The organism is Corallococcus terminator (genome assembly GCF_003611635.1).
Taxonomy (GTDB): Bacteria; Myxococcota; Myxococcia; order Myxococcales; family Myxococcaceae; genus Corallococcus; species Corallococcus terminator.
Genome location: NZ_RAVZ01000732.1, coordinates 1 through 936, shown reverse-complemented (window position 1 = coordinate 936; position 936 = coordinate 1). Strand labels below are relative to the sequence as shown.

At 69.0% G+C, this 936-nt stretch carries 1 protein-coding gene; it reads left to right on the top strand.

The features are described 5' to 3' along the window. Window positions 1-185 precede the first annotated feature (185 nt). Window positions 186-936 (top strand): hypothetical protein (locus D7V88_RS41845; RefSeq protein ID WP_147449168.1); only part of this gene is annotated, 751 nt, incomplete at its 3' end.

The following is a 936-nucleotide window of genomic DNA, read 5'->3' as shown; positions in this document are numbered from 1 at the left end:
GACGGATGAACTCCGGGACAGCATCCACCTCGTCGTTTCTGGCGTGGCGAACTGCGCGGCCGACGTTCGCGACCTCGCCGCCGTCCTGCTGTCGCGCCTCACCATCGCCGCCACCCAGCCCGCCACCATCTTCCGGTTCGCTCCCCGGGCACCTTCTCACTCCGCCGTCTGACGCGAGGCCTGCCATGCTTGCGATGCCCCCGTCCTGGCAGTTCCTCCAAACCTTCCTGTCGTCCAGTCGCTCTGCCCAACCGAAGGGCACCCTGGGCGCCTTGCGCGCGGCATCGGCGGACTTCGCCGCCTTCTTCGCCAGCGAGGAGGTGCAGCTTCGCCTCCCCTTGGGCGGCGGTCGCTTCGACTTCCTCCGCTTCGTCTCCGCCGACACGCTGCCGTTGTGGCTCACCGACTACACGCGCCCGAGCGTCTACGACACCGAAAGCCGGTACATGCCCGGGGATGCCGAGCTGAAGGCGGAGCTCGCCGCGACGGGCAGCTACCACGTGACGCGCGCCCAGCGCCTGGCCCTCGCGTGCGTCCTCGCCCCCGACGCCCAGCTCACCGAGTGGACGGAAGCCACCGCCCCGGATCTCGTGTCCTTCCTGCTCTCGCAACCCACCGTGGCTGCCTTCAACGGCCATGTCTTCGACAACCAGCTCCTCGCCCGCTACGCCTCGGAGGCGCAGCAGCGCGGCCTCTACCTGCGCATGCTTGATGTCATGGACGTGCTCCAGTACCGCCGTGGGGAGCGGAAGATGCGCAGCCTCAACGCCCACGCGACGGAGCTGCTCAACCGCAGCAAGCTCGACCTGACAAGCCTCCTGGGGGAGAAGGAAGCCCTCTCCGTCCCAGCGCGCTTCCGCCGCGGGACGCCCACGGACATGCTCGCCATCCGCCTCTACTGCGAGGGGGATTGCAGCCTCGCCGACGGCCTCATGA